Genomic DNA, 19,454 nt, shown 5'->3' with positions numbered 1-19,454 from the left:
TTTTTCATCCTGCAGTTCCGGTGTTAGCTAGATATTTGCGGATGTAGATATTTTCTGGGATATGGCGGGATGAGTATATCAATTAGCCGTGATGCGGGAGGTTAGGTGAGAGAATAAAAATAGCTCGATTGATTTATAAGGAAACACAAGCACAATTCTCAGATAAGCATGGAGTTTTATGAAGTTATTTGTCCGAAGCGGAAAATGAAAAAAGGCAAACTGTCTATTGAAATGATTATAGGTATTGCTGACTATTTCACGCAATTAGATGTCCATTGGCTACTTACTGGCGAAGGTCCATTTCTAAATCCAGTAGCGTATGATGAAGGTGGTTGGAGTATCCCTAGAGAACGCCATTCAGATTATCATTGTTTGCTGAATGTTCTAACGCTTATTGAGGAGAAATTGCGAGAAGATTGGCTCGGTCGACAAAAGGGTCTCAAACGAAAATCGGACTTACTTAGTTATTTTTATGAGAAGTATTTTTCCACATTTATTGAAGCAAAAGAGGATAAGAAGCTATCAATGAAACAAGCACATGGTTTCGCTTCGGTTGAATTGACAGGTTTAATGCTATGGGATTGTCGTCTGCTCGGCATAGAGAGCTAGAATTACAAATAACTATCAAAGGGTAAAAGGTGCGCAATAAGGAAGATAAATTATAACTTATTGAAATATATGAATTTCATATTGTCGAACCTTCAATGTTATTAAATATCAATAACTTAACCTCATTTCATGGAAAAATAAAAGAATCCGGATCACCAGATCTTCGAATTGGTGTGCCGGAAATTCTCTATACTCCTTAATGGAGAAAATTTCGAACAAAGGCACAACATAAACTGAAAAAATAAACGATTACAACTAGATAAAAACTTCTTGCAAAGGAGAACAAAACATGTACATTTATGGCAGTTGCATCCGGGACTGACCTATGGAATAAGGGGAGATCGATGGTAAATACAGCTCTTAAGCTCGTTGAAGCAGGTGGTATGGATAAGAAAAAAGCATTGGAAGCGGCCTTGAGCCAGATCGATCGGGCCTTTGGTAAAGGGTCGGTGATGCGGCTTGGTCAGCAGGAGACTTTAGACGTGGCGGCGATCCCGACGGGATCGCTCGGGCTCGATATCGGGCTCGGCATTGGGGGCTTGCCCAAGGGACGGGTGATTGAGATTTATGGCCCGGAAAGTTCCGGTAAAACGACGTTGGCGCTGCATGTCGTTGCTGAAGCGCAAAAGCAAGGTGGCACCTGTGCCTTCATTGACGTAGAGCATGCGCTGGATCCGGTTTATGCCCGCAAGTTGGGAGTGGACGTTGATGAATTATTGATTTCCCAGCCGGATACGGGGGAGCAGTCGCTTGAGATTACCGACACGCTGGTGCGCTCAGGCGCAATTGACGTGCTGGTGGTCGACAGTGTGGCGGCTCTGGTGCCACAGGCTGAGTTGGAAGGGGAAATGGGTGACACCCATGTTGGACTTCAGGCACGGTTAATGAGCCAGGCGCTACGTAAGCTGACCGGCTCTATTTCGCGCTCCAACTGCATGGTGATTTTCATTAACCAGATCCGGATGAAGATCGGCGTGATGTTTGGCAGCCCGGAAACAACATCTGGCGGGAATGCTCTGAAATTCTATGCGTCGGTACGGCTGGATATTCGCCGAATTGGCCAGATCAAGGCAAAAGACGAAATCGTTGGGAACCAGACCCGGGTCAAGGTCGTGAAAAACAAGGTCGCGCCACCGTTCAAGGTGATCGAGTTCGATATCATGTATGGCGAAGGAATTTCAAAAACCGGAGAAATTCTCGATCTGGGCGTCAAGGCGGAGATTGTTGAGAAATCCGGTTCCTGGTACTCCTATGACAGTCAGCGCATCGGGCAGGGGCGGGAGCAGGCGAAAAGCTTTCTGAAGGAAAATCCCGAGATGGCGAAAGAGATTGAACAGAAAATTCTCGCCAATGCGGGCGTTATTTCTGAAATCATGCAAGGCGGTCCGGACAGCGGCGCCGAGCAGGATGCCGAGACGGCAGATGATTAACGCTGGAAGATAAGTAGCGACAAAAAAAGCCGACCCGGAAGGATCGGCTTTTTCTTTGCGTATTAGAGCTCTGATCTTGGATCAGGCCATTTTCTTTTGCAGATTTGCATCCAGCGCGTCCAGGAACTGGTTGGTGGTGAGCCAAGGCTGATCGGGACCGACCAGAAGTGCGAGATCCTTCGTCATTTCGCCGCCTTCAACGGTAGCGACGCAAACCTGTTCAAGGGACTCGGCAAATTTCCTCAACTCTTCATTCCCATCGAGCTTGGCACGATGCATCAGGCCGCGTGTCCAGGCGAAAATGGAGGCAATCGGGTTGGTCGAGGTTTCCTCGCCCCGCTGATGCATCCGGTAATGGCGGGTCACGGTACCATGAGCAGCTTCGGCTTCTACTGTGTCGCCATCGGGCGTCATCAGGACAGAGGTCATCAGCCCGAGAGAGCCAAATCCTTGTGCGACTGTATCGGACTGTACGTCACCGTCGTAGTTCTTACAGGCCCAGACATATTTACCAGACCATTTCATCGCACAGGCGACCATATCGTCGATCAGGCGATGTTCGTAGGTCAGGCCCTTCTCATCAAATTTGGCCTTGAACTCACTGTTGAAGACTTCTTCGAACAGATCCTTGAAGCGCCCGTCATAGGCTTTCAAGATTGTGTTCTTGGTGGAGAGATAAACCGGCCAGCCGCGATTAAGGCCGTAGTTCATGCAGGCACGTGCGAAACCGCGAATGGAGTCATCCAGATTATACATGCTCATGGCGACGCCGCCTGACGGGAAGTCAAAAACTTCAAATTCCTGTGTTTCGCTACCATCGGCTGGCTCAAACTTCATGGTGAGCTTGCCAGGGCCTTTTACGACCATGTCCGTTGCGCGGTACTGATCACCAAAAGCATGACGGCCGATGACAATTGGATCGGTCCAGCCTGGAACCAAGCGGGGAACATTTGTACAAATGATAGGCTCGCGGAAAACGGTGCCGCCCAGAATATTACGGATCGTGCCGTTAGGGGAACGATACATGCGTTTCAGGCCAAATTCCTCAACCCGCTCTTCATCCGGGGTGATAGTGGCGCATTTTACGCCTACGCCATATTTGATGATGGCATTCGCCGCGTCTACAGTGATCTGGTCATCGGTTTCATCCCGAGCTTCGATCCCTAGATCGTAATACTTCAGATCGATATCCAAATAGGGAAGAATGAGCTTATTCTTGATGAACTCCCAGATAATCCGGGTCATTTCGTCGCCGTCCAGTTCAACGACTGGATTTTTGACTTGAATTTTTGGCATATCGACGTCCTTCTTAGCCTATGGGTTAGTTGTTCTGCGGCTGCAAAATATCACTGCCGACGATCTGTGCAAGCTGATCCGACAAAAAAACAGCGAATTCCCTTTAAAATTTCGAGATATCGGCCTTTATTTCCGCATCCGGCGCTTTCGCAAGGGCCGGAATGATGTCCTTGAGCTCTTCAACAACCGTGAAATAGCCCAGGGCCTCTTTCTCTACGAATCCTGCCTTTATCATATGATCCATCAGATCGAGGAGCGGCCGCCAGTAATTCTTGTAATTGACAAGGATGATTGGCTTGTCATGCAGCCCCAATTGACGCCAGGTGACCATTTCAAATGTTTCATCCAATGTCCCGAGGCCACCCGGAAGGACGACAAAAGCATCCGATGTCTGATACATCATTTCCTTGCGGGCATGCATGCTGTCGACGATATGGAGTTCCGTCAATTTCTCGTGACTGACTTCAATATCATGTAGATGGCCGGGAATAATCCCGGTAACCTGTCCACCAGAGTCAATCGTGGAATCGGCAATGACGCCCATCAGGCCAACATGCCCGCCACCATAAACAAGCCTGATCCCGTTTTCGGCAAGGTCTTTTCCAAGGGATTTGGCGGCATCAATATGAGATGGATCCTTGGGTATCCGGGAACCACAATATACACAAAGTGAAGAGATTTCAGTCATGCTACAAACTATACCGGAAAAAGGTGGGATATGAGAAGTATCATTACCTTAACTATTTGCGGCTTCCTGCTTCTGTCGTCAAGCTCTCTTTTGGCGGGGGAGGCGGATGTCATTGACGTCAAGGTCGTGAAGGTCGATGCAGACGTTTACCGCTTCAGTGTTACCGTTCGTCATGAGGATCAGGGATGGGATCACTATGCGGATCGTTGGGATATTCTGGACATGGACGGCAACAATCTCGGCAGTCGGGTTTTAATGCATCCTCATGAGGACGAGCAACCCTTTACCAGATCCAAAACCTTGTCATTGCCGATGAATGTGAAAAAGGTACGTATTCGTGCCCATGACAAGGTTCATGGCACCGGCGGTGCGGAAATGGTTGTCATTATCCCGCAATGAAATTAGTGTTTTGCATCTATTCAAAGTGTAAGGCATGTCGAATTGATCTTATATTTAACTAGCTTGGGAGTTAGAAAATGAAAAAGATGCTCATGAAACCAGTTATGGCGATATTGATTGGTGGCGCCTTGTTTGGCGGTATGGCGAATGCACATTCGGAATCCACCGGTAATAAGGAAGCCGATTTCAGAATTGCGGAAATGAAGAAACTCGGCATGAATATGGGAGCCATCGCAAAGGTCGCGAAAGGGGAGGTGGCCTATAGCGATTCCCTGAATGACAATGCCGAGGAGATCGCGGGGATCGCGGCGAATATGCCCAAGTTTTTCCCCGAAGGATCCGGTGTTGAGGCCTCACGCGCGAAACCGGAAATCTGGACGCAACCTGACGAATTTCAAAAGGATATCGAAGATTTTCAGGCTGCCGCTACGCAATTGGTTGTGGCCGTAAAATCGGGCGATCAGGCAATGATTGGCGCGGCACTAAAGGAAACGGGTGGCACATGCGGCGGCTGTCACAAGCAATTCCGTAAACCAAAGCAGTAAGAGTAACGATACTTTCGGGGTGTGAAACTGCAGATGCAGAGAAGATTCCAGTCCAAGCTCCGACGGACCGCCATGCAATTTGGGGCGGCCTATCTATTGGCGTCGGTTTGTATCAGTGTGTCGCAGGCGGATGAGATAGCAGATAAAGGCGCTTATCTCACCGCGGCTGGCGGCTGCTATGGGTGCCATACGGATATCAAGAACAAGGGTGAGCCATTCGCGGGAGGGCGTGCGCTTGATACACCTTTTGGCACTTTCTATTCGCCGAATATAACGGCGGACAAGGATAATGGCATTGGTGGCTGGTCGAATGAAGAATTTCTGAAGGCAGTAAAACACGGTATTTCGCCTGCGGGACAGTATTTTTTTCCGGCTTTTCCCTATACCAGCTATACTAAAATGACAGATGGTGATGCGCTTGCCATTAAAGCCCATCTGATGTCTTTGACGCCAGTTGCAAAAGAAAACCGGCCGCATGAAGTATCCGCACCATTCTCCTGGCGTTGGTTGCAGTGGGGGTGGCGGCTCCTCTTTTTTAAAGATGGTGCTTATACTCCTCCCGCGAATGCCAGCAAGGCCGTTGCCCGAGGCGGCTATCTGGTGGAGGCATTGACCCATTGCGGAGAATGTCATACGCCGCGCAATTTTCTGGGTGGAACGGAGAGTGATTTTTATCTCGCCGGGACAGTGAATGGCGGGGAGGGAGAGAAAGTTCCAAACATCACGCCGGATGGTGAAACGGGGATTGGAGACTGGTCAGAAGGGGATATCGTCAGCTTCATGAAGGACGGGATGAAACCCGACTTCGACAATGTACAAGGCAGCATGGAAGAAGTGATCAACCATAGCACATCCAAGCTGACGGAGGATGACCTCGCTGCGATTGCTGTTTACTTAAAAAGTATCCCTCCGATTAACAATAAAATCCAGTAGCTCACGACCCTCAATCTTTCAAATTTTACTAAAGATTGCGCGAATTGCCATGGGGGTTCATAATAGCGACATATATAGTTAACCGAGTGAGGCTCTGGTGCGCGTATTTGGTATCTTGGCGATTTTATTGCTTTTAGTGGCTGGTCTGTTTCTCTTTTATCGCAGTGACATGTTTTTCGGCTCTGAACCGCAGGGTCCCGTTGAAACAACTGACCTATCGAATGCGGAGACTGCCCCCGCCAAGGCCAATGGAGGGGATGGTGCCAAAGAAGCAGAACAGGCAGCTGTCTCTCAGGCCAAAGTCATTGAGAAAAATCTCGACGATACAACAGATGATGAAGGTAAACGCGTGGCGCTTGCCCGCCCGAGCTTCGATATTATTCGTATTGATCAAAATTGCGACCTTGTGGCCGCCGGTCGGGCGGAACCCAAAGCTTTGGTTACAATCTATATAGGCTCGGATAAGACCGGTGAGGCAACGGCGTCTTCGAATGGGGAGTGGGTGTTCACGTCAAGCAAACCTCTTCCGTCGGGATCGCAAACAGTTAATTTGAGCGCACTCGGGATCGATGGCAACGAGCTTGAGTCAGGCAGCCTCGTCATCATGAATGTGCCTGATTGCACAATCCCCGTGGATGATCGGGTTCCTGCGATCGCCATGCTGGTTCCGAAAGATGATGTGAGCGGCGCGGCAACAGGTTCCACGACGAAGCTCTTGCAGGTACCTGCAGCGAAAGGGGATGTCTCTGCGGCGAAGGATTTATCGCTTGGATCTGTGAACTATGACGATAAGGGAACGCTCTCTCTTTCGGGGCGTGGGCAACCGGGCAATCGTATCACGGTATATATGAATAACAAGCCGGTCGGGACGGCCGTAGTTGATAGCGATGGTAACTGGTCACTGGTCCCGGACGAGTCCATTCCGGCAGGTAATCACACGCTTCGGATTGATCAGCATGGGACGGACGGGAAAATTATCTCGCGGATCGAGCTGCCGTTTCAGAAAACACCGGCTAGCGATGTTGTTCTTGCTCAGGCTAGTGGCGGTCTCAGCGCCATTGTCCAGCCCGGTAACAGCCTCTGGCGCATTGCCCGGCGCGTTTATGGTGAGGGGATGGAATATACCGTGATCTATCAGGCTAATCAGAACCAGATCCGCGATCCTGATCTCATCTACCCGGGACAGATTTTCGCTCTTCCTAAGCAAGAATGACGAAATTCCCCTAGTTCAGATGTAGTGACCATCACAAAAAGGGTGGTCACAGGGATTTTGTCGGCTCTAATTGCCGGGCTTTACGCTATGTTTAAGTAACTTGGGTCAATGCGGATACATCATGAGCAATCAGACGTTCGACAGCCACAGCCAATCCAGCTCACGTAGCCATTTCTCAACGCTGCGCTCGCTCGGTGAGTATCTCTGGGTTGGCGGTCGGAATGATCTGAAAATCCGTGTTGTGATTGCGGTTGTTCTGCTTGTAATGGCTGAGGTCGCTTCCGTTTATACACCCTATATCTTGAAGTATATCGTTGATGATATGACGGGGGATGTGAATCCAGTCATTGTCATGCCGGCGGGCTTGATTGTTGCGTTCGGGGTGGCGCGTGTCTTGACGCAAGCCTTTGCTGAGCTGCGGGATGCGGTGTTCGCAAAAGTGGGGCAAAACGCCATCCGGCAGGTTGCGCTGAATACTTTTCAGCATCTGCATCGCCTCTCGTTGCGGTTTCATCTGGATCGGCAAACGGGTGGACTTAGTCGGGTAATAGAGCGAGGCACCAAGGGAATTGATTTCCTGCTGCGCTTTATGCTGTTCAACATTGCGCCGACCTTACTCAAAATCCTGTTTATCTGCGGAATTTTGCTGGTCCAGTATGGCTGGCTGATGTCCGTTATTACGTTGGTTACTTTGGTCAGCTATATCTTTTTCACCCTGACAGTAACCGAATGGCGACTAAAATACCGCCGGACGATGAATGAAAAGGATAGTGAGGCGAATACCAAGGCCATTGATAGCCTGCTGAATTTCGAGACGGTCAAGTATTTTGGCAATGAAGGGCATGAGGCCCGCCGGTTCGACAAGGCCCTTGCGTCCTATGAAACGGCCGCCGTTAAAAGCAATACGACACTTGCGTATCTGAATATCGGGCAGGGGTTCATTATCAGTGCCGGGTTGATCGCCGTCCTGATCCTGTCAGCACGGGGGGTTGTGGCCGGTGAGTATACGGTCGGTGATTTCGTAGCTATCCATGCCTTTATGATGCTCCTTGTGCAGCCGCTCAATTTCCTTGGCTTCGTTTATCGCGAGATCAAGCAAAGCCTTGTCGATATGGAGAAGATGTTTGAGCTCCTGACCGTATCCCGTGAAATTGCGGATATCCCGGCAGCGAAGCCTCTTGCAGAAGGCGGCGGGGATGTTGAGTTTCACCATGTTGATTTCGGCTATGAGGACAATCGGCAGATATTGCACGATGTTTCTTTCAGGGTGCCGTCCGGCAAGACAACGGCCATTGTCGGACCATCTGGCGCCGGGAAGTCGACGATATCGCGCATTCTGTTCCGGTTCTATGATGTTGATAAGGGCTATGTGACAATTGACGGGCAGAAGATTAATGAAGTGACGCAAGATTCCTTGCGCGCGGCTATCGGTATTGTACCGCAGGACACTGTCCTCTTTAACGATACGATTCGCTACAACATTGCGTATGGACGCCCCGGCGCGACCGATGCGGAGATCGAGGCGGCGGCCCGTCTTGCCAGCATTGATAAGCTCATTGAAAAATTACCCGATGGTTATAATACTATGGTGGGCGAGCGGGGCTTGAAGCTCTCCGGTGGGGAGAAACAACGTGTCGCGATCGCACGGGCCATCCTGAAACAGCCGCGCATACTTCTGTTTGATGAAGCGACTTCCGCGCTTGATTCCCATACGGAGAAAGAAATACAAGCGAGCTTGGCAGAAGTTTCTAAAAACCGTACAACGCTGGTGATTGCCCATCGACTCTCCACGGTGGTGGAGGCGGATGAGATTATTGTTCTTGAAAATGGTATTATTCAAGAGCGCGGGCGCCATAAAGACCTCCTCGCGAAGGAAGGGAAATATGCCGCCATGTGGAAACGGCAGCAGGAAGCCGCGACCTATCAGGAGAAACTTGAGCAGGTACTGGATTAAACGATACAATCTATCTGCTGTTTCGGAATATCATCTTTTTGTTCTTTTTGACGAACACATGCGGTATGACCTAGTTTGAGTAACGGGTCGTATGCCGAAGGGAAGTAAACATGGACACGCTAAAATCAGTACTGGTTCCGATCAATCAGGAAGGCCACCGGTTTATCGCCATCTTTGCCGCGATAACTGTCGCTCTTTTTCTGTTTACCTGGCCGTTGCTCGGCTGGATCGGTGTGATCCTGACGCTTTGGTGCGTCTACTTCTTCCGTGATCCAGACCGTCATGTTCCAACCAGAGAGGGCTTGATTGTCAGTCCTGCTGATGGGGTCGTTCAGATGATCGAACGGGCCGTTCCGCCGGAGGAACTCGGCATGGGGTCAGATGCACGCCTTCGCATTAGTGTTTTTCTGAATGTTTTTAATGTGCACGTCAATCGCATCCCACTCGGCGGCACGATCATCCGTCAGGTCTATCGCCCCGGCAAGTTTCTGAACGCAGCCCTCGACAAAGCGTCGGAGGAGAATGAACGTCATGCGGTACATTTGCGTGATAATGATGGCAATGACATCGTGTTTGTGCAGATTGCCGGCCTCGTGGCGCGGCGGATCGTTTGCTATCTCACCGATAATCAGGAAGTTCGGACCGGTGAGCGATTTGGTCTTATCCGCTTCGGAAGCCGTACGGATATCTATCTTCCTGATGGGGTAGAGCCGCTTGTCGGTGTCGGTCAGTCAATGGTCGGCGGAGAGACGGTTATCGCAGATTTGAAGGCAAAGAACGAGGCGCCCATGGCGTTGGAGGTTCGCTAAATGCCCATCCGTCAGCGTCGCCGCCTGCGGTTTATGCCGCTCAACTCCCTGATCCCGAATATGCTCACCATGTTGGCGCTTTGTGCCGGACTCACGTCTGTGCGCTTCTCATTGGATGAGAAATGGGAAATGGCGGTCATCGCGATTTTGGCGGCGGGAGTACTGGACGGGCTTGATGGCCGGATGGCACGGCTATTGAAAAGCTCGTCAAGATTTGGCGCGGAACTTGATTCTTTGTCTGATTTTGTCAGTTTCGGTGTTGCCCCTGGTCTTGTTCTGTTTCTCTGGACGCTTGAGAGTGGTCTTGGCGGGGTTGGCTGGATTATTGCACTCATTTTCACGGTGTCCTGTGCGTTGCGTCTTGCGCGGTTCAATTCCATGCTGGATGAGGAGCAACCTGCGTGGGCCAGCCGTTATTTCACTGGAATTGCGGCGCCAGCAGGAGCCTCTATCTCGCTTCTGTTCATGGTGATGCATTTCTATACAGAGAGCGATTTCTTCCGTTCTGCCATCCTGAATGCGGGATGGATACTATTCATGGCTTTCATGATGGCGAGCCGGATTCCGACGTTTTCCATCAAGCGTGTTCGCATCGCCCGTCGCTTTATTATGCCGGTTCTGTTGCTGGTTGGCGGTCTGGCGGCGGTGCTTGCAAGCTATCCGTGGCAGCTGCTTTCCCTTATTGCGATTGTTTATATGGCGACCATCCCCTTTTCCATCCTCAGCCATCGCCGACTGCAGGAACAGGAAAACCGTAAAAACACGGATGGGGAAATCTCCGACGCCATTGACGATGACGACGAAGAGGAAAAAGAAGAAAAGGCCTGAGAATTCTCAAGCCTTTTCGGTTTCACCTATAGAAATATTGCCGGGGAAGGGACCGATGACGTCCTATTCCGCAGGTTCCGGATGAGCATTCTTTAGGGCCTTTTTCGCAGCCTTATTCTCACGATGCCGTTCCAGAAAGCTACTGACATTTGCCCCCAGCATCAACAATGACGGTGTCATGATCAGGGTGAGGAGCGTCGCAAAGGTAAGGCCGAAGGCCACCGCCGTCGAAAGCTGTACCCACCATTGCGAAGATGGCGCACCCGTCACGACCTCGCGTGAGACAAAATCGATGTTGATCTGCAAGGTCATGGGCAGCAGGCCGAAAATTGTCGTGACGGTCGTCAGCATCACGGGGCGCAGGCGCTGGGCACCGGTTCTCAGAACCGCTTCCATCGCTTCCATGCCCTGCTTGCGTAAGTGCGCATAGGTATCGATCAAAACGATATTATTGTTCACCACGATCCCGGCAAGCGCGATAACCCCGACGCCCGTCATGACAATGCCGAACGGCTGACCGGTTATGATCAGGCCGACAAAGACGCCAATGGTTGACATAATGACTGCAGTCAGGATCAGGAAGGCATGATAGAAGCTGTTAAACTGGGTCACCAGAATAATCGCCATGATAAAGAGGGCGACGGCAAATGCCTTGCCGAGGAACTCCCCGGCCTTTTTCTGCTCTTCATCCTGTCCCTTGAACACATAGGAGACTTCTGGGTTGATATTTGCCTCATTTTGTATCCAGGCCTGAATTTCCTGTACCTTGTCATCGACCAGCACACCGGCGGCGACATTGGCTTTGACAGTCATAATCCGTCGTGAATCAGAACGGCTGATCGTTCCGACTTTCTGACGGGCTTCACGTGTTACAAAATTCGAGATCGGCACCATGCCGTTAGTTGTCATCACCCGCAGATTATCAAGCTGGTCAATGCTGCGTTTGTCATCGGGAAAACGCAGACGGATATCAATCTCGTCATCTGCATCGTTCGGGCGGTATTCATCGGCCTTGATACCATTGGTGACGAGCTGGATTGTCTTGCCTACAGTCTGGATGTCCGCGCCAAAACGGCCGGCCTGAGACCGATCGACAGTGACCTGCCATTCAATACCCGGAATGGGTCGGCTGTCCTCCAAGTCGATCAGATCGCTGACATTGGTTTCAAGATGATGGCGGATTTTCTCAATCTCAATTGGGAGGAGATCAGGATTGCGCGACGAAAGCTGTATCTGCACATGCTTACCGGTCGGTGGTCCATTATCGGGCTTTCGGGCCTCGACAACGATCCCCGTAAGATGGGCCGTGCGTTCGCGAATGTCGGTAAATATCTCTTCCACCGGGCGGCGTTCCTGCCAGTCCTTGAATTCGATCTGTATGATTCCAATTACGTCTTCAGAAACATTTTGGCCGCCGCCGGTAGTGCCCGAGCGGGTATAAAGGCCTTCGAAATCGTCAAGCTTCAGAATCTCTTGCTCGACTTGCCCGACGAGCAGATCCTTTTCATCCGTTGACATATTACCGCGGGCATGGACATAGACCAAGGCCATTTCCGGCTCGACTTCGGGGAAAAATTCAACACCATTACCATGGGTCGCGTAATATATCTGAACTCCGACAAGGGTTACCAAACCAAGAACGACAATCTTTGCCGGATGTTTGATGCAAACAGCAAGGAAGCGCACATAGCGTCCCGTAAGCCCGCCAAGGCTAAGAATATCACCGCTTTCCGCCGCCGCCAGCGCTGCAAGGCTCTTGGAATTGGTCGAACCTGCCCTCCCAAACACTGACCCCAGTGTTGGCACGAAGATAAGTGCCATCAGCAAAGAGCCGGTCAGTGTTGTGATCAGGGTGAGGGGGAGGTACTTCATAAACTCCCCGACCACGCCCGGCCAGAACATCAGCGGCATGAACACGGCAAGTGTCGTTGCGGTCGAGGCGATGATTGGCCAGGCCATGCGCTTGGCCGCGAGGGCATAGGCTTGCCTCCGGTGCACGCCCTCTGCCATTTTCCGGTCGGCAAATTCCGTCACAACGATAGCGCCATCTACCAGCATGCCAACGGCGAGGATGAGACCAAACAGAACAACGATATTGATGGTCAGTCCAATGAGATACATATACAGGATGCCGATCAGGAAAGAGCCGGGGATCGATAGTCCGACGAGGCCTGCCGTGCGGACACCCAGGGCACTGATCACCACGATCATAACCAGAATGATGGCACTGATGATGTTATTTTGCAGATCCAGCAGCATATTCCGGATATCTTCGGATCGGTCCTGCGAAAAGGTCACGACCACATTTTCCGGCCAGTAGCTTTGCTCTTCGGCGACGGCTAGTTTGACGGCTTCGATTGTCTCAATAATATTTTCGCCGACGCGCTTTTTGATTTCCAGCGCCACAGCAGGGCGTCCGTTCAGACGGGCGTAGCTGTCGGCATCCTTGAAGGTGCGCCGGACTTCCGTCACATCACGAAGCGTCACCACGCCTTCATTGTTAACCTTGACGGGGATGTCCAGCACATCCGAGGCATTCTTGTAAAGCCCAGGCACCTTGATCGCGAAACGGCCTTTGCCCGTATCCATGGAGCCGGCGGCAATCAGCTTGTTATTCGAGACAACAGCATTGGCAAGCTCTGCATTGGAAATCTTGTAGCTTTCTAGCTTCACCGGATCGATGATCACTTCCAGCACTTCCTCGCGATCACCGCCAATGTCGGCTTCCAGCACGCCCGGTAAGCCCTCCACCCGATCCTCAAGCTCTTTCGCGAGCTTGATCAGGGTCCGAAGCGGGACATCGCCCGACAGCGTCACCACAATTACCGGGAAGAGCGCAAAATTAACCTCATTGACTGTCGGATCATCGGTTTCCTGGGGCAGTTCGGTTTTTGCGAGATCAACTTTTTCGCGCACATCCTGAAGTGCCTTGTCTACATCGAAACCGGCATCGAATTCGAGCGTGACAGAGGCGTGCCCCTCAGATGCGCTCGCGGTCATCTCCTTGACACCTTCGATAGAGCGGAGTTCTAACTCCATTGGCCGGATCAGCAATCTCTCCCCATCTTCTGGGGAGATGCCTTCATGGGTCATGGACACATAGATGATCGGGATATTGATATCCGGGTCGGATTCCTTCGCGATATCAATATAGGCATACGCCCCGGCGACCAGTATCAGAAGGAGAGCCGATATAACCGTCCGTGAACGATTTATGGCAGCGTCAATAATGGCGTTCATTGGGAAGCCTCGGCAACGAAGAGGTCAGGTCTCACTTTGTCGCCCGCCCGGACAAAATCCTGTCCGACGACGATCAACCGAACGGTTTCGGGAAGCCCTTGCACCCAAATGCCATCTGGTGTGTCTGCGAGAATTTTAACCGGATTGAATTTGACAACATCATCCTCGCCCACAGTTCTGAGGCCCAGGACGCCAGAATCGTTTAGCGTCAGATATGCGGGGGAGATGAAATGCGCCATCACTGAATTTGTCTTGAAGACAATTTCCGCGGTTACACCGCTCCGGAGTTTATACCCCTTATTCGGGACTTCCAATTCTACACGAAATGTGCGGGTTTCAGGTTCCGCAACCCGTCCGATGAATTTGACCTTGCCGTTCACGGTTTCGCCGGTGACAAGTTTCGCCGACCCTTTGCCACCGACTTCAATATTACCGACCTGCAACTCGGAAATTTGTCCCGTGATCAATAAAGGGTCGCTTTCCACGATGGTGGCAATCCCATTCCCATCCTTGACGTAATCGCCAACCTCGGCTTCTCTCGCTTCGATATAACCGTCAAACGGGGCTGTGATCACCAGATCATTAAGGCGAATTTTCATCGCGGTTACTTGCGCGCTGGCGCTATCAAGCTGCGCCTTTGCACTGGCAAATGTGGTGTCGGAACTGAAGCCTTTTTTGTTTAACTTCTTGGCTGCGTTAAATTCGATTTCCCTTTGCCGAACCAGAGCTTCGGCTTCCTGAAGACGCGCCTTGTTATCCTTGACATCAAAGCTGACGATGCGATCTCCGGACTTCACGCGGTCACCTTCTTCAACATATATTTTATTTATACGGCCCGAAATTTCCGCCTTGAGCTCAACGACACGGTTGGCTTCTGTTCTGCCGTGGACGATGATTTCCTGCTCTTTAGGCTGTGCGGTGGAGATGGCATAACGCACCCCCATGATTTTGGGCTGGTTCTTATGCGTTTCGGCAGTGTCGGCGGAAGTTCCGTCTGCCTTGGTCGCCGCGACGGCATCGCCGTTCGCTGTCTCACTGTCGCCGCCAGTGTCTATCTGTCCAGACGCAATCCAGGCCGTCACGCCAACGGCGATTATTATTGCGATGATGATTGAGCGGTTCACAGTGATACCTCTTGTTTATAGAGTATGGTTTTAGTTGTATTATTCTGCAGCGCGGTTCCCCATGAGCGCGTCCGCTTCCAGCAAGTGTCTATTATCTTGCAGGTAATCAATTTCTGCCTGATACATTTTCATGCCGAAATTACATAGAAATTTTTCCCGATCCGTTTGCTTGGTTTCACATTCGTCGGTCATGGTTGCAATTTTCTGAAGACGGTCTTCTATCCGGCCATCGATGAGGTCTGAAATTGTGGCTGCCGGCAGAAGATGGGAAAACATCAGGGTTGCCAAAAATTCAGACCGAAATCGATCAGACGCCGGTTTTTTCATGATCGCGTCGAAAAACTGATATCGACCGTTTGCGGTGATGGAATAGATTTTTTTATCGGGTCGCTTTTCCTGGCTGAGTTCGCGGCAAGAGACAAGGCCTTCCTCTGTCAGCTTATTGAGAGCAGGGTAAATAGAACCGTAGCTGGCGTGGAATATCAGATCCAGCCGATCTTCAAAGGTCTTCTTTATTTCATAGCCGGTCGCATCCCCCATAGTGAGAATGCCAAGACATAAAGTGCGAATATCCATAAATTCCACTTACTTACATAAAATGTCGAGAAACGCGCCCACGTTCCAAGTCGGGATCTAGATGCCCATATTCCGAACGAATATATATCAAATCGATATAATTACAAATTCAATATAGATTAATTTTTGATTCCAGCATGTGATGAAGATCACGAATTAAATAAATCGTTTTGCGGGTGTGGCGATAATGGGGGAAACACGCGACAAAAAAAGCGGCCATTGGCCGCTTTTGCAATTTATCCAGTAATCAAGTTTCGCTAATTACATTTGCCGATAGAAGATATGATTACCGATGTTGGCCGTTATCACCAAGCTTTTCGACCAAGTCGGGGAGACATAATTCGCGTGATAGAAGGTTGCCTCGCCGGAGAGGTCGCGCATATTTCCGCTTCTCACAAGGTTGGCCACCATTAATGCCCTCTGCCAGGACACCTGATCCGTTGCGGTATCGGATTTACCGTCGCAGGCAAAGGAGAACTGACAGGCGTTGCGGCGCGTGCTGCCTTCAAATACCACTTTGCAATAAGATGTACCCTTTTCCGCCACGCGGTTATGGACAACCTGTGCGACCGCGACCTGCCCGCTGAAGGGTTCGCCGCGCGCCTCAAAATAAACAGCTTGTGCAAGACATTTGGTATCGGGATCATTGTCAGTTGACGCAACTATTGTTGTTGCCGCTGGCATGAATGTTGCCATGACAAGAAACAATAGTGACAGAAAGGAAACTGTCAAAATGCTAAGTGTTTTCAAATACATTTGCGCCCCCATTACTTGAAAGCAAGCTCATATTGAGATCAACGATGCTTTCATTAAGCGGGGGGAAGTGGGCGAAATTAAGGCGATTTGTCCGAAAGACGGGAATCCCGTCGGCGCTGACGTATCTCTTTCAGGACATCCATTCTCTCTTCATTGGTCATCAATACCCAGCCACCGATCTCATTTCGTGTCCGAAAACAGCCTCGACAATAAAGATTTTGGGTGTCCATGCTGCATATACCGGTACAGGGAGAGGGAAGGTCGGGAATGTTTTTTATTCTTGGGTTTTTACGACGCATCTCATGCTTTCTTTAACGCTGTCTCCAACGCCCGGATCAGAGTATCAAAGGGAAGGAGGGCGCAATTATGACGGCTCTTGTGGTTGGCGACAACATTGAAAAATTCGAGTTCTTTCCATTCCGATGTATCGGGAATGACGCCGCCCTGCAACATGGAATGCAGACTTTTGCGTGTTTTTAGAATGTCTTCAAGTGTTTTACCAACAGCATGTTCACCGATCATAGACGCCGACGCCTGACAGAGCATGCAGGATCGATTCTGATGCTTCAGCTCGGCAATTTCTTTTTCACCCAGCCGGATCTGCATAGTGATCCGGTCGCCGCAGGTCGGATTATCCTTCGTTTCTTCCGCATCCGGATTGTCAAGTATGCCATCGCCCGTGGCGTTGGCGGCAAGCCGCAACAAGCTCTTGTGATAAAGTTCGTCAATCACGTTATTTACTCATTTTTGTTGGAGGGCGACCAGCGCGTCCGGCGTATCGATATCGGTGAAGATACTGTCCTTATCGGCCTCGACGTTGAAGACGTGTGATTCATTCTCCGCAATCAATGACTTGGCGCCGATATCTCCCGTAACGGTGAGGATTTCATTCTTAAATTGGCTACCGATGAGAACCGGGTTGCCCCGTTTGCCCTGAAAAGTGGGAACAACTATTGCGCGGCCTTCCTCTACATCAAAGGCATCGATCAAGGAATCAAAGAGATCCGCATCCACCAGCGGCATATCGCCAAGACAAACAAGAATTCCGTCATATTTATCGGCAAGGGCGCGAAAGCCGGTTTTTAGGCTGCTACTCAAGCCGTCAGCATAGTCCGGATTGTAAAAAGAGGAGATATTGAGATCGTTGAATAATCTCTCGATCTTCTTCCGGTCGTGACCGGTTACACCGAAGACACCCGCCGCTTTTGATTTGAGCGCAATTTCCGCCGTATGGCGGAGCATGGCTTTTCCATTAATTTCAGCGAGAAGCTTGTTTTTACTCCCCATTCGTCGGGATTGACCCGCAGCGAGGATCAGGACGGCAACTGATTTTCCTTTTGTCGCTCCGGCCTTTCGTTCCTGATTGCGTGGCTGCGGCCGGCTCGGGATTTCCTTCAGTAATCCGCCTGCACCCATATCCATGATATCCGATGCCGTTACCGGAATATCGGCCAGAATGCGGTCGAGGACGAAGTCAAATCCATTCAGCTTGGGGGAGCGGGTGCAGCCCGGCAAGCCGATCACGAGCTTTTCGCGTAAATGCCCGAGAAGAAGGAGATTTCCTGGATCTACCGGCATGCCAAAATGGTCGATTTCGCCGCCTGCTTGCGTGATGGCTGCGGGGATGACATCCTTGCGGTCCGTGATGGCCGATGCGCCAAAGATTAGGATAAGATCGCATCCGCCTTTATCTAACGCCGTGATCGCCTCCGCAAGTGCATCCTCATGATGGTCGCAATGGCGGCTTGAATCAATTTGATTGTCGCAGCGCGCCAGACGATCGGCCATGATCCGCTCCGACTTCTCGATTACCTTTTTCTTTGTGTTCGGTAATATCGTTGAAATGATACCGATCTTTTTCTTCACAAAAGAATGAACGGAAACAATTGATTGGGTGCTTTTCTTTATATATTCTAGAACTTTCTCCACTTTTTCCTTCGGGGTGGCGAAAGGGATGATTTTGACCGTTGCCAGCATCTGCCCGGCATCCACCAACTCATAGTTTTTTACTGTGGCGATGGTGATCGTTTCATCGATATGGTTGAGCGTCTTTATCCGTTCTTCATCAATCACCGCGACCCCTCGCGCTTCCGCGATGAGATTAGCGCGGCCAGTGAAAGGCGGCTTTACAGTCACATTATGCCCCGTAAGGGGGGCCGCGATCTTTGCGGCAGCCTCATCTTCCGGCATATCCGTATCTTCAAGACGTGCGCCAAGAATGGTATCTATGCCATTGTTTTTGATGGATTCTACATCGGATTTTGAAAGCACATGCCCCTTCCTGAGCAGCTTGCCTGGTGCAGTTTCTACCGCATGGGCAAGGACGATACCTTCCGCCTCCTCGACAGCTATGCGGCCAAAGATCACGTTATTTCCTTCTGACGGAGAACCGCCGTGATTTCCGCCATGATGGAGATGGCAATTTCCGCCGGGCTTTTTGCGCCGATATCGAGGCCGATGGGCCCATGAATACGCGCGAAATCTTCTTCTGTGAAGCCCACCTTCAGAAGCCTTTGTTGCCGTTTCGTATGGGTTCGTCCGCTCCCCAAAGCGCCAACATAGAAAGCATCCGATTTCAGAGCATGTTGCAATGCCGGATCATCCAGCTTTGCATCATGGGTTAGCGTGACAATGGCCGTGCGTCGATCTGGATTCAACTCCTCCAGCGCTTCGTCGGGCCAACGGTTATCGAGGGTGACATTGGGAAATCGAAAGCTAGAACCGAAACTCCGGCGCGGGTCGATAACAGTAACCTCATAATCCGCTCCCGCCGCCATGGGGACGAGGGCCTGCGCGATATGAACAGCCCCAACGATGAAAAGCCGCAGTGGCGGGTTGAAGATATTCAGAAAAACGGTTCCGTTTTCGCTCTCGAATGTGGCGGGTTTATCGTATCGAAGGGCATTTCTCGCTGCTTCCGCCAGATCGGAATTATCTTCACTTTCAAATGGGTAGAGAAGTTTTTGGTTTCCGGATGTTAAGTTTGTCGCAAGGACAACCTGACGCTTTTCGACGCGCGCCTGTTGCAGTTCTTCCAGTAAAGCCGTTTTCATG

Annotated in this window: 19 protein-coding genes; 9 read left to right on the top strand and 10 right to left on the bottom strand. The window is 50.7% G+C overall.

From position 1 onward, the window contains the following. Window positions 1-204 precede the first annotated feature (204 nt). Both LKE13_RS15740 and recA read left to right on the top strand, forming a co-directional pair. The gene (locus LKE13_RS15740) at window positions 205-609 is read left to right on the top strand and encodes a hypothetical protein (RefSeq protein WP_227952338.1); all 405 of its coding nucleotides are present in this window, start codon (window positions 205-207) and stop codon (window positions 607-609) included. Window positions 610-953: 344 nt separating this feature from the next. Beyond that, on the top strand, window positions 954-2,039 hold the full coding sequence (gene recA / locus LKE13_RS15735) for a recombinase RecA (RefSeq protein WP_321576148.1): 1,086 nt from the start codon (window positions 954-956) through the stop codon (window positions 2,037-2,039). An 81-nt stretch (window positions 2,040-2,120) separates the two neighbouring features. Here recA and LKE13_RS15730 read toward each other — a convergent pair whose 3' ends face one another. Together LKE13_RS15730 and LKE13_RS15725 are read right to left on the bottom strand one after the other, a co-directional pair. Beyond that, complete coding sequence (locus tag LKE13_RS15730) at window positions 2,121-3,335, bottom strand: NADP-dependent isocitrate dehydrogenase (RefSeq protein WP_227952337.1); 1,215 nt, start codon at window positions 3,333-3,335, stop codon at window positions 2,121-2,123. Window positions 3,336-3,438: 103 nt separating this feature from the next. Continuing rightward, complete coding sequence (locus tag LKE13_RS15725; RefSeq protein WP_227952336.1) at window positions 3,439-4,023, bottom strand: TIGR00730 family Rossman fold protein; 585 nt, start codon at window positions 4,021-4,023, stop codon at window positions 3,439-3,441. 30 nt (window positions 4,024-4,053) lie between these two features. Between LKE13_RS15725 and LKE13_RS15720 the strand changes: the two genes are divergently transcribed. The 7 genes from LKE13_RS15720 (at window position 4,054) to LKE13_RS15690 (ending at window position 10,704) form a co-directional block, all read left to right on the top strand. Then, window positions 4,054-4,422, top strand: coding sequence for a hypothetical protein (locus LKE13_RS15720; protein WP_227952335.1), 369 nt, complete (start codon window positions 4,054-4,056; stop codon window positions 4,420-4,422). A gap of 77 nt (window positions 4,423-4,499) precedes the next feature. After that, on the top strand, window positions 4,500-4,967 hold the full coding sequence (locus LKE13_RS15715) for a c-type cytochrome (protein ID WP_227952334.1): 468 nt from the start codon (window positions 4,500-4,502) through the stop codon (window positions 4,965-4,967). Window positions 4,968-5,000: 33 nt separating this feature from the next. Then, the gene (locus LKE13_RS15710) at window positions 5,001-5,900 is read left to right on the top strand and encodes a c-type cytochrome (protein WP_227952333.1); all 900 of its coding nucleotides are present in this window, start codon (window positions 5,001-5,003) and stop codon (window positions 5,898-5,900) included. A 97-nt stretch (window positions 5,901-5,997) separates the two neighbouring features. Beyond that, the gene (locus LKE13_RS18810) at window positions 5,998-7,113 is read left to right on the top strand and encodes a LysM peptidoglycan-binding domain-containing protein (protein WP_227952332.1); all 1,116 of its coding nucleotides are present in this window, start codon (window positions 5,998-6,000) and stop codon (window positions 7,111-7,113) included. A 121-nt stretch (window positions 7,114-7,234) separates the two neighbouring features. Then, on the top strand, window positions 7,235-9,067 hold the full coding sequence (locus tag LKE13_RS15700) for an ABCB family ABC transporter ATP-binding protein/permease (RefSeq protein WP_227952331.1): 1,833 nt from the start codon (window positions 7,235-7,237) through the stop codon (window positions 9,065-9,067). A 110-nt stretch (window positions 9,068-9,177) separates the two neighbouring features. Beyond that, window positions 9,178-9,876, top strand: a complete 699-nt coding sequence (locus LKE13_RS15695; protein WP_227952330.1) for a phosphatidylserine decarboxylase — start codon at window positions 9,178-9,180, stop codon at window positions 9,874-9,876. Continuing rightward, a complete protein-coding gene (locus LKE13_RS15690; RefSeq protein ID WP_227952329.1) occupies window positions 9,877-10,704 on the top strand; it encodes a CDP-alcohol phosphatidyltransferase family protein in 828 nt (275 codons plus the stop codon). Between the two features lie 63 nt (window positions 10,705-10,767). Here the strand turns inward: LKE13_RS15690 and LKE13_RS15685 are convergent, their stop codons facing one another. The 8 genes from LKE13_RS15685 to LKE13_RS15650 all read right to left on the bottom strand — a co-directional run bounded on the left by LKE13_RS15685 (window position 10,768) and on the right by LKE13_RS15650 (window position 19,453). Next, a complete protein-coding gene (locus tag LKE13_RS15685) occupies window positions 10,768-13,944 on the bottom strand; it encodes an efflux RND transporter permease subunit (protein ID WP_227952328.1) in 3,177 nt (1,058 codons plus the stop codon). Next, window positions 13,941-15,068, bottom strand: coding sequence for an efflux RND transporter periplasmic adaptor subunit (locus LKE13_RS15680; RefSeq protein ID WP_227952327.1), 1,128 nt, complete (start codon window positions 15,066-15,068; stop codon window positions 13,941-13,943). Before LKE13_RS15680 ends, LKE13_RS15685 begins: the two co-directional genes overlap by 4 nt. A 39-nt stretch (window positions 15,069-15,107) precedes the next feature. Continuing rightward, window positions 15,108-15,644, bottom strand: a complete 537-nt coding sequence (locus LKE13_RS15675; protein WP_227952326.1) for a PadR family transcriptional regulator — start codon at window positions 15,642-15,644, stop codon at window positions 15,108-15,110. A 261-nt stretch (window positions 15,645-15,905) separates the two neighbouring features. Next, the gene (locus LKE13_RS15670; RefSeq protein ID WP_227952325.1) at window positions 15,906-16,400 is read right to left on the bottom strand and encodes a cell wall hydrolase; all 495 of its coding nucleotides are present in this window, start codon (window positions 16,398-16,400) and stop codon (window positions 15,906-15,908) included. Window positions 16,401-16,477: 77 nt separating this feature from the next. Then, entirely contained in the window at window positions 16,478-16,699 is a 222-nt protein-coding gene (locus tag LKE13_RS18940; protein ID WP_227952324.1) for a DUF1289 domain-containing protein, read from the bottom strand. A gap of 1 nt (window position 16,700) precedes the next feature. After that, entirely contained in the window at window positions 16,701-17,132 is a 432-nt protein-coding gene (locus LKE13_RS15660) for an iron-sulfur cluster assembly scaffold protein (protein WP_227952323.1), read from the bottom strand. 9 nt (window positions 17,133-17,141) lie between these two features. After that, on the bottom strand, window positions 17,142-18,767 hold the full coding sequence (locus LKE13_RS18805) for an NTP transferase domain-containing protein (protein ID WP_227952322.1): 1,626 nt from the start codon (window positions 18,765-18,767) through the stop codon (window positions 17,142-17,144). Next, on the bottom strand, window positions 18,764-19,453 hold the full coding sequence (locus tag LKE13_RS15650) for an XdhC family protein (RefSeq protein ID WP_227952321.1): 690 nt from the start codon (window positions 19,451-19,453) through the stop codon (window positions 18,764-18,766). Before LKE13_RS15650 ends, LKE13_RS18805 begins: the two co-directional genes overlap by 4 nt. Window position 19,454 lies beyond the last annotated feature (1 nt).

It is taken from the genome of Sneathiella sp. HT1-7, from assembly GCF_020731145.1.
Taxonomy (GTDB): domain Bacteria; phylum Pseudomonadota; class Alphaproteobacteria; order Sneathiellales; family Sneathiellaceae; genus Sneathiella.
This window is presented reverse-complemented; position numbering and strand designations above follow the sequence as displayed.

Bases quoted from the DNA above. Each gene is read 5' to 3' on its own strand.
- LKE13_RS15685 (WP_227952328.1), bottom strand. From the start codon at position 13,944: ATGAACGCCATTATTGACGCTGCCATAAATCGTTCACGGACGGTTATA.
- LKE13_RS15700 (WP_227952331.1), top strand. From the start codon at position 7,235: ATGAGCAATCAGACGTTCGACAGCCACAGCCAATCCAGCTCACGTAGC.
- LKE13_RS15670 (WP_227952325.1), bottom strand. From the start codon at position 16,400: ATGTATTTGAAAACACTTAGCATTTTGACAGTTTCCTTTCTGTCACTA.
- LKE13_RS15725 (WP_227952336.1), bottom strand. From the start codon at position 4,023: ATGACTGAAATCTCTTCACTTTGTGTATATTGTGGTTCCCGGATACCC.
- recA (WP_321576148.1), top strand. From the start codon at position 954: ATGGTAAATACAGCTCTTAAGCTCGTTGAAGCAGGTGGTATGGATAAG.
- LKE13_RS15675 (WP_227952326.1), bottom strand. From the start codon at position 15,644: ATGGATATTCGCACTTTATGTCTTGGCATTCTCACTATGGGGGATGCG.
- LKE13_RS15715 (WP_227952334.1), top strand. From the start codon at position 4,500: ATGAAAAAGATGCTCATGAAACCAGTTATGGCGATATTGATTGGTGGC.
- LKE13_RS15650 (WP_227952321.1), bottom strand. From the start codon at position 19,453: ATGAAAACGGCTTTACTGGAAGAACTGCAACAGGCGCGCGTCGAAAAG.
- LKE13_RS18940 (WP_227952324.1), bottom strand. From the start codon at position 16,699: ATGCGTCGTAAAAACCCAAGAATAAAAAACATTCCCGACCTTCCCTCT.
- LKE13_RS15690 (WP_227952329.1), top strand. From the start codon at position 9,877: ATGCCCATCCGTCAGCGTCGCCGCCTGCGGTTTATGCCGCTCAACTCC.
- LKE13_RS15695 (WP_227952330.1), top strand. From the start codon at position 9,178: ATGGACACGCTAAAATCAGTACTGGTTCCGATCAATCAGGAAGGCCAC.
- LKE13_RS15720 (WP_227952335.1), top strand. From the start codon at position 4,054: ATGAGAAGTATCATTACCTTAACTATTTGCGGCTTCCTGCTTCTGTCG.
- LKE13_RS15730 (WP_227952337.1), bottom strand. From the start codon at position 3,335: ATGCCAAAAATTCAAGTCAAAAATCCAGTCGTTGAACTGGACGGCGAC.
- LKE13_RS15710 (WP_227952333.1), top strand. From the start codon at position 5,001: ATGCAGAGAAGATTCCAGTCCAAGCTCCGACGGACCGCCATGCAATTT.
- LKE13_RS15740 (WP_227952338.1), top strand. From the start codon at position 205: ATGAAAAAAGGCAAACTGTCTATTGAAATGATTATAGGTATTGCTGAC.